The organism is Halobiforma nitratireducens JCM 10879 (assembly GCF_000337895.1).
GTDB lineage: Archaea > Halobacteriota > Halobacteria > Halobacteriales > Natrialbaceae > Natronobacterium > Natronobacterium nitratireducens.
Genome location: NZ_AOMA01000153.1, coordinates 1 through 5,969 on the forward strand (window position 1 = coordinate 1; position 5,969 = coordinate 5,969).

Sequence of the window (5,969 nt, forward strand, 5' to 3'; positions counted from 1 at the left end):
GCTGAGATGCTGCTTCACTCCGCCACTAAACTAGAACAGATGGTAGATCATGAGGTCGAGTAAGAACAAGAAACCATACTCGTTCAGGAAGGCATTCAAGCTGAGCTGTAGCCACGGTATCTCTCCATGGTGTGAAAAAGAAGGTGGTTGCATTCTGGCGCTCACCATTTGCCACGAAATCGACTTCAACCGATTTTAACGTGAGATCCCAGAGATATGACGTCGTCAGCTCTATACCGTGACATCTCAATACCATCTATGAACGCTTTCCTCGCTCCTATTGAAACGTCTAGTTCAGCAAGAAACACAGAGACACGCGTATACCCGTGACCAGCTCAAGCGGATTATGTTACCAGTGTACTTGTCGTTGTCGCGTCGAATTTCTGCTGGATTGTGGTGTCGGTGTATGGGTTGTCTATCAGTACATGCTTCGCCGGTTCGTCTTCAGTCAGTATGACCCCGGCCAAGTTGCGCGGCTGTTCCCGGTCAAGCACCGCTTCAACCCGCTTCAGAATTTCGCGATTGACCGGTTGTGCCAGTGGCCGCGTCCCTGCGTGCGAATATCCTCGAGCAAGCCAGTGCGTGGCGCTGACGACTAACAGATTCGGTTCGCCAGGTTCTCGTTGATCTTTCTGGATCTTATCCTCGACATTGGTCTCTACCCGGTTGAGGAAAATCCGTTGCTGTTCTGCAGCCGGCGTCGACGGATAGAAATTCTCTGCGTGGACTTCGACTAATTTGCCTTGGCACGGCCCGGTGAATGCGCTGATAATCGGGCCGTGGAAGTCCGTGATAGATGCGTTTCGGACCGGAGAGAAGGCCGGGTCATTCTGATGCTGTTTGATTTGTACTCCGAGATCGGTATACTGGTTGATCACATGGAGCAGCCTGTTATCAATAAGATATTGGATCGTCCAATCCTGATCCAGGTCCTGAATATCGCGGAGACTGACCGCCTTGTAGTGGTCAAGAAACAATGCAAGATTCGCAGCGTCAAACTGGTCCACAATCTTGTTCTTGGACGCTTGCTGTTGCAATGCTTCTTCCTGCGACGCATCCCACACCAGCCGTCCTGTATCAACAGTGATGTGCAACATCGTATCGTCCGGGATCTCCTCTATCAGTTCTTCAGCAACTGCCTCAAACAACGCCTCCAAGGAGAGTTCAATATCCGCAGTCCCTAATCGTTTCACCTCCACGTACACCGGATGAGTATCATCAATCAACAGATCGGTCTGCCCGCCAGGTGAGAGCGATGGTTCCGGCGTCACTGCCAGTCCCTGTGTGGAAAAGAAATGATACGTTTGGAGTTCCAAGACACGGGACGATACCTCGCGGCGATCATCCGAGCGGAGCTCCTGTTTCAGATCATTCGCATCATCTGTTGATAGGTTATTCAAAACATTAGCCAATGCATCATTGATTACATCAATACGTGACGAACCATTGCCATCCCGGTCAATCTTCGCAAGCTCTAACAATATTGGGTTCTTCCGAAGATTCTCGTCCTGCGGGAAGGCGACATTGCCGAATACGGATTTGAGGGCCGGGTAGTTACTCAGTTGATTATTAGCTTCTGCAAACCGGTCCCGGTAATACGTATCGTAGCTGGCATCCCCCAACCAGTTTCCAAAGGTCATAACACCATATTGCAGCCAGGCTCACAAGAACACTCTGGACCATTCTCCCTGCTCAGTTCTTAGCACTTGCTGTTCTCGTTAGCCAGATTTATCTAAACTTTCGTGACTTCAGAAACTTCTTGGAAGAAGTTCTTTGGGAAAAATTCTATGAGCGCTATGTCGTTTTGATACCGTGTCTGTTCGTTATACAGGGTCAGTTCAGCAGATCTCCTAAATTGTATAACATGATCGCGCAAGAGTGCATCAATTGCTTATTGATTAAATGACTCCCAGGTGTCGACTATCAGAGAAGGCACGACGACAGCGACCCGCGTCTAGCAGCTGGATGAACTCCGAACACGACTCGAGGGCCAATCACCACCCAAAATCAGAAAAGAAGGGGTACAAGCGCTGTACCCCACAGACGCATTGGCTCNCCCGCGTCTAGCAGCTGGATGAACTCCGAACACGACTCGAGGGCCAATCACCACCCAAAATCAGAAAAGAAGGGGTACAAGCGCTGTACCCCACAGACGCATTGGCTCAGAACCGTACAGTTTCTGGATGGGCCCTGACGGATTCGAACCATCGACCACTCGGTGTCTCACACGATCGCCACACCACGTCGGACGATCACGTTATGAGCCGAGCGCTCTAACCAGACTGAGCTAAGGGCCCTCCACTCGAGGGAAAACGGGGCCGGAAGTTAACCCTTACTCTCTGTCTCGCGATTTTCGCAGCCAGGAGAGGCCGTTAGTAAGTGAACCGGCGACGGGCCTATGTGGCGGGCGGCCGAACAGGTAGACGAATGCCGGATCGTCGTCGGCTCGAGCGGTTCCTGCGTTCGAAACTGCAGGAAGCAGGCGAGCAGTACGAACAGCTACGCGACACGACGGACGGACAACTCGAGGAGGCACGCGAGGCCTACGAGATCGCCAAGAACGCCCGCGGGCTCCCCGCCGACGAAGAGGGACGCGTGAAGATCGTCTGTCGGCGGTACGCCGAACAGCGGGCAGCGATGTTGGACGAGCAGTATCGACCGGCCTGTTACGAGGAGGGACATCCCGATTGTGAGGGGTGTACAGAGGACGTTCGTGCTGGACGGATAGAAACCTGGGAGTAGAGGTCGTCGGGTGTATTCGGTTTTAGTTTCACCGCACTCGAACAGATTCGACGCCACCTCTCGAGAGGCGACAGAGCTGTCTGAATCCGAACGGAAAACGAAAAGCGAGTCGTCGGAAATCGAGCCGTCGGTCCGTCAGTGTCAGCTCGACTCGAGTTCGACGCCGTCGTTCCCGTCGCCGTCGCCGTCCTCGTCGACGGGCCACAACGCCCAGACGAGGATGGCCAGTACCATCGCCGCACCGACGAGGACCGTCTCGAGGACGGTCAGTTGGACGTCGATCCAGCTAAGGACGGTCCGCAACTCGACGACGACGGGGACCGTAAACGCGAGGACGACGAGCAACGCCCCCTTGGAGATGCGCATCTAGTGGATCACCCCGAACTCGAGGCCGAGACCGGAGACAACGCCGTAGCCGACCGTCGCGAGCCACTCGGTGGCGGCCACAACGGCGGCGGTTCCACTCGAGACGAGCGGCGAGATGCTAACGGGGAAGCCGCTGTGTTCGTAGCCGAAGAGGCCGCCGGTCTCGATCACGCTCAGGATGGGGAACGTGTAGGCGAACACGACGAGGATGATGGCGATGATCGTCCACAGCTTCAGGTTGTCGAGGATTTTCGGCGCGTCCTCGGCACCCGAAAGCGTATCGGCGTAGGTGTTTGCCGGAACGTCCCCGGTCCGGTTGCCGAAGGAAGTCAGGCCTACGTTTACGATGAACAACACGAGCGAAATCGTAAGCAACGCGCCGCCGAGGGCGATCTGGGCGTCGAGTTCCGCGACGGAACCAACGCCGGCGTCGAAGGAGAAGTTCTCGTACTGGGGCTCGGCGGTTCGGCGCGGGACGCTGATGAGGCCGCCACGATGCATCGCGTTGGACATGAACGTCATGCCGATGAACCACAGCAGGACCTGGACCAGCGCGACCGAGCGGTTCCACAGTCGCTTGCCGGTCATCTGTGGGATGAACCAGTAGGCGACGGCCATGAACGTCAGCGCGACTGCGGTACCGACGGTGAGATGGAAGTGACCGACGACCCAGAAGGTGTTGTGCACGAGGTAGTTGATGTTCATCCCGGCGTTGATCATCCCGGAGAAGCCGGCAGCGGCGAACATCAGGCCTGCAAGCGCCATGCCGGTGAACACCGGGTCACGCCACGGCAGCGCCTTGAGCCAGCCGAAGTAGCCCTCACCGCCGCGCTGGCGAGCGCCGTGTTCCATACTGGCGACGACGGTGAAGGCAGTCAGCAGGCTCGGCAGCAACAGAAACATCGTGTTCGTCATCGCGATGAACTTGAAGCCTTCGGAGATACCGGGATCGAGGTACTGGTGATGGATCCCGGTCGGCACCGAGAGGATCAGGAAGAGGACGAACACGACGCGTGCGAGCGGGTCGCTGAACAGCTTTCCGCCCGAGAACTTCGGCAGCATGATGTACCACATCATGTACGCCGGCAGCAGCCAGAAGTACACCACCGGGTGGCCGAAGAACCAGAACAGCGTTCGGGTCAACAGCGGGTTAATGCTGTCGACGAGGCCGAGCGTCCACGGGAGGATGAACGCGAGGATAGCGACGGCGACGCCAAGCGTCGCGATGTACCACATCAGCGTCGTCGTCAACACCATGAACGTCGGCAGCGGGATCCGCTCGTCGGGGTTGTCCTGTTTCCAGGCCCACCAGGTCCGGAACCAGTCGACACCGGCCAGCCAGGTACCGACGACGAACAGGACGAGGCCGAGGTAGAACAGCGGGTGACCCTGCAATGGCGCGTAGAACGTGAAGAGTACGCTCGCGCTCATGTCGATGGAATCGAAGAAGCCGGCGAAGATGGGGATCACCGCCATCAGCGTACCGAGTACCATCAGACCGTACCAGGCCCACGTAAACCGGATGTCGACCATCTCGCGGTCGAGGCTGGTCGTGATCGCCCACGTGAACACGCCCACGAGGAAGAAGATCGTGAACGAGATCGCAAGCAGGACGCCGTGAGCCGTCAGGACNGGTCGTGATCGCCCACGTGAACACGCCCACGAGGAAGAAGATCGTGAACGAGATCGCAAGCAGGACGCCGTGAGCCGTCAGGACAGTGTAGTAATCCGCCGAGTCGATGAATCTGAAGACATCTGTTCGGTGTAGCGTCTGAACGAGCCCGAGTAGCCCTCCGACGATGAGGGCAGCGAACGAACTCCAGAACGCCGCATGGATGATCTTTGCTTCGTTCGGGAAGTCTTCGAAGTATGCGTTTGCCGTATTACTCATCGTTTTCCTCCGTATCGTCGTTATCGTCCTCGCCGTCAGCCGATTCCTCATCCTCGAGGTTCTCGACGACCGTCACCTGGCCGCTGTCCTCGTAGCCGTCGACGGTAATCGTCCAGTCGTGGTCACCCTCGCCGAGGTCGTCAGCGTCGACGGTGAACGTGACCTCGGTCTCGCCCTCGCCGGGGACCGTCACGTCCTCCTCGAGTTCCTCGCCGCCGATCTCGGCGCTGACGGTCGTCTCGAGGTCCTCGAGCAGACCGTTGCTGACTGTGGCGGTAAGCTCGACTTCGTCGCCGAGTGCGACCTCGTCGTCGCCAGTGACCGACAGTTCGGTCAGGTCGAACTCGTCTTCGGGCGTCACGACCAGGAGACCTTCCATCTCGTGGTGTTGGGAGCCACAGTACTCGTTACAGACGAGGCCGTACTCGCCTGGCTCGTCGAACTCGACGGTCATCGACGCGACTTCGCCGGGGATGACCATCGTGTTGACGTTCGTGCCGACGACGCTGAAGCTGTGGATGACGTCGGGGCTGGTGACGTGGAAGGTCACCTCACTGTCTTCAGGAATTTCGATGGGCTCGGTAGTGCCCGGGATGAACGCGAACGTCTGTGCACGCACGTAGACCTCGTACTCGTCTTCACCGACTTGCTGGACGCCGGGGTCACCGAACTCCTCGTCGTCGAGGACGTCGTTCGGATCGATCGAATCGCTGTCGTCGCCGACCATCGCGATACCGAGGCCGACCGATCCGTAGGTGATCGTCCCGATGAAAGCGACGATCAGGACCATGGCCGCGACCAGCCACAGTTTCTCGTAGGTGTGGATGTTCATACGATTCCCACCCCCGTCAGCATCGCGCCGACGACGGTCGGATCGTTACCGAGGAACTCCACGAAGTACATGAAGAACCACAGAACGACGAGTATCAGGAAGTACAGTGCGATAAGTGCCAACGTTCCGACCGGATCG

The 5,969-nt window shown here is 57.3% G+C and carries 4 protein-coding genes, 1 tRNA gene and 1 pseudogene; 1 reads left to right on the forward strand and 5 read right to left on the reverse strand.

Annotated elements, in window-relative coordinates; translation table 11 throughout:
- Nucleotides 1-344: 344 nt before the first annotated feature.
- Both C446_RS14665 and C446_RS14670 read right to left on the reverse strand, forming a co-directional pair.
- Nucleotides 345-1,640 carry a hypothetical protein gene (locus C446_RS14665; protein ID WP_006673910.1) on the reverse strand — a complete coding sequence of 432 codons (1,296 nt, stop codon included), beginning with the start codon at nucleotides 1,638-1,640 and terminating at the stop codon, nucleotides 345-347.
- 544 nt (nucleotides 1,641-2,184) lie between these two features.
- Nucleotides 2,185-2,297, reverse strand: a tRNA-Ile gene (locus C446_RS14670).
- A gap of 130 nt (nucleotides 2,298-2,427) precedes the next feature.
- Here C446_RS14670 and C446_RS14675 point away from each other — a divergent pair.
- On the forward strand, nucleotides 2,428-2,742 hold the full coding sequence (locus C446_RS14675; protein WP_006673911.1) for a DUF7091 family protein: 315 nt from the start codon (nucleotides 2,428-2,430) through the stop codon (nucleotides 2,740-2,742).
- 141 nt (nucleotides 2,743-2,883) lie between these two features.
- On the opposite strand, the gene C446_RS14680 is transcribed toward C446_RS14675, so the two are convergent.
- The 3 genes and pseudogenes from C446_RS14680 to C446_RS14690 form a co-directional block, all read right to left on the reverse strand.
- Nucleotides 2,884-3,108 carry a hypothetical protein gene (locus C446_RS14680; RefSeq protein WP_006673912.1) on the reverse strand — a complete coding sequence of 75 codons (225 nt, stop codon included), beginning with the start codon at nucleotides 3,106-3,108 and terminating at the stop codon, nucleotides 2,884-2,886.
- Nucleotides 3,109-4,999: pseudogene (locus C446_RS14685) on the reverse strand (b(o/a)3-type cytochrome-c oxidase subunit 1).
- Nucleotides 4,992-5,831 carry a cytochrome c oxidase subunit II gene (locus C446_RS14690; RefSeq protein WP_006673914.1) on the reverse strand — a complete coding sequence of 280 codons (840 nt, stop codon included), beginning with the start codon at nucleotides 5,829-5,831 and terminating at the stop codon, nucleotides 4,992-4,994. Before C446_RS14690 ends, C446_RS14685 begins: the two are co-directional and overlap by 8 nt.
- Nucleotides 5,832-5,969: the final 138 nt, after the last annotated feature.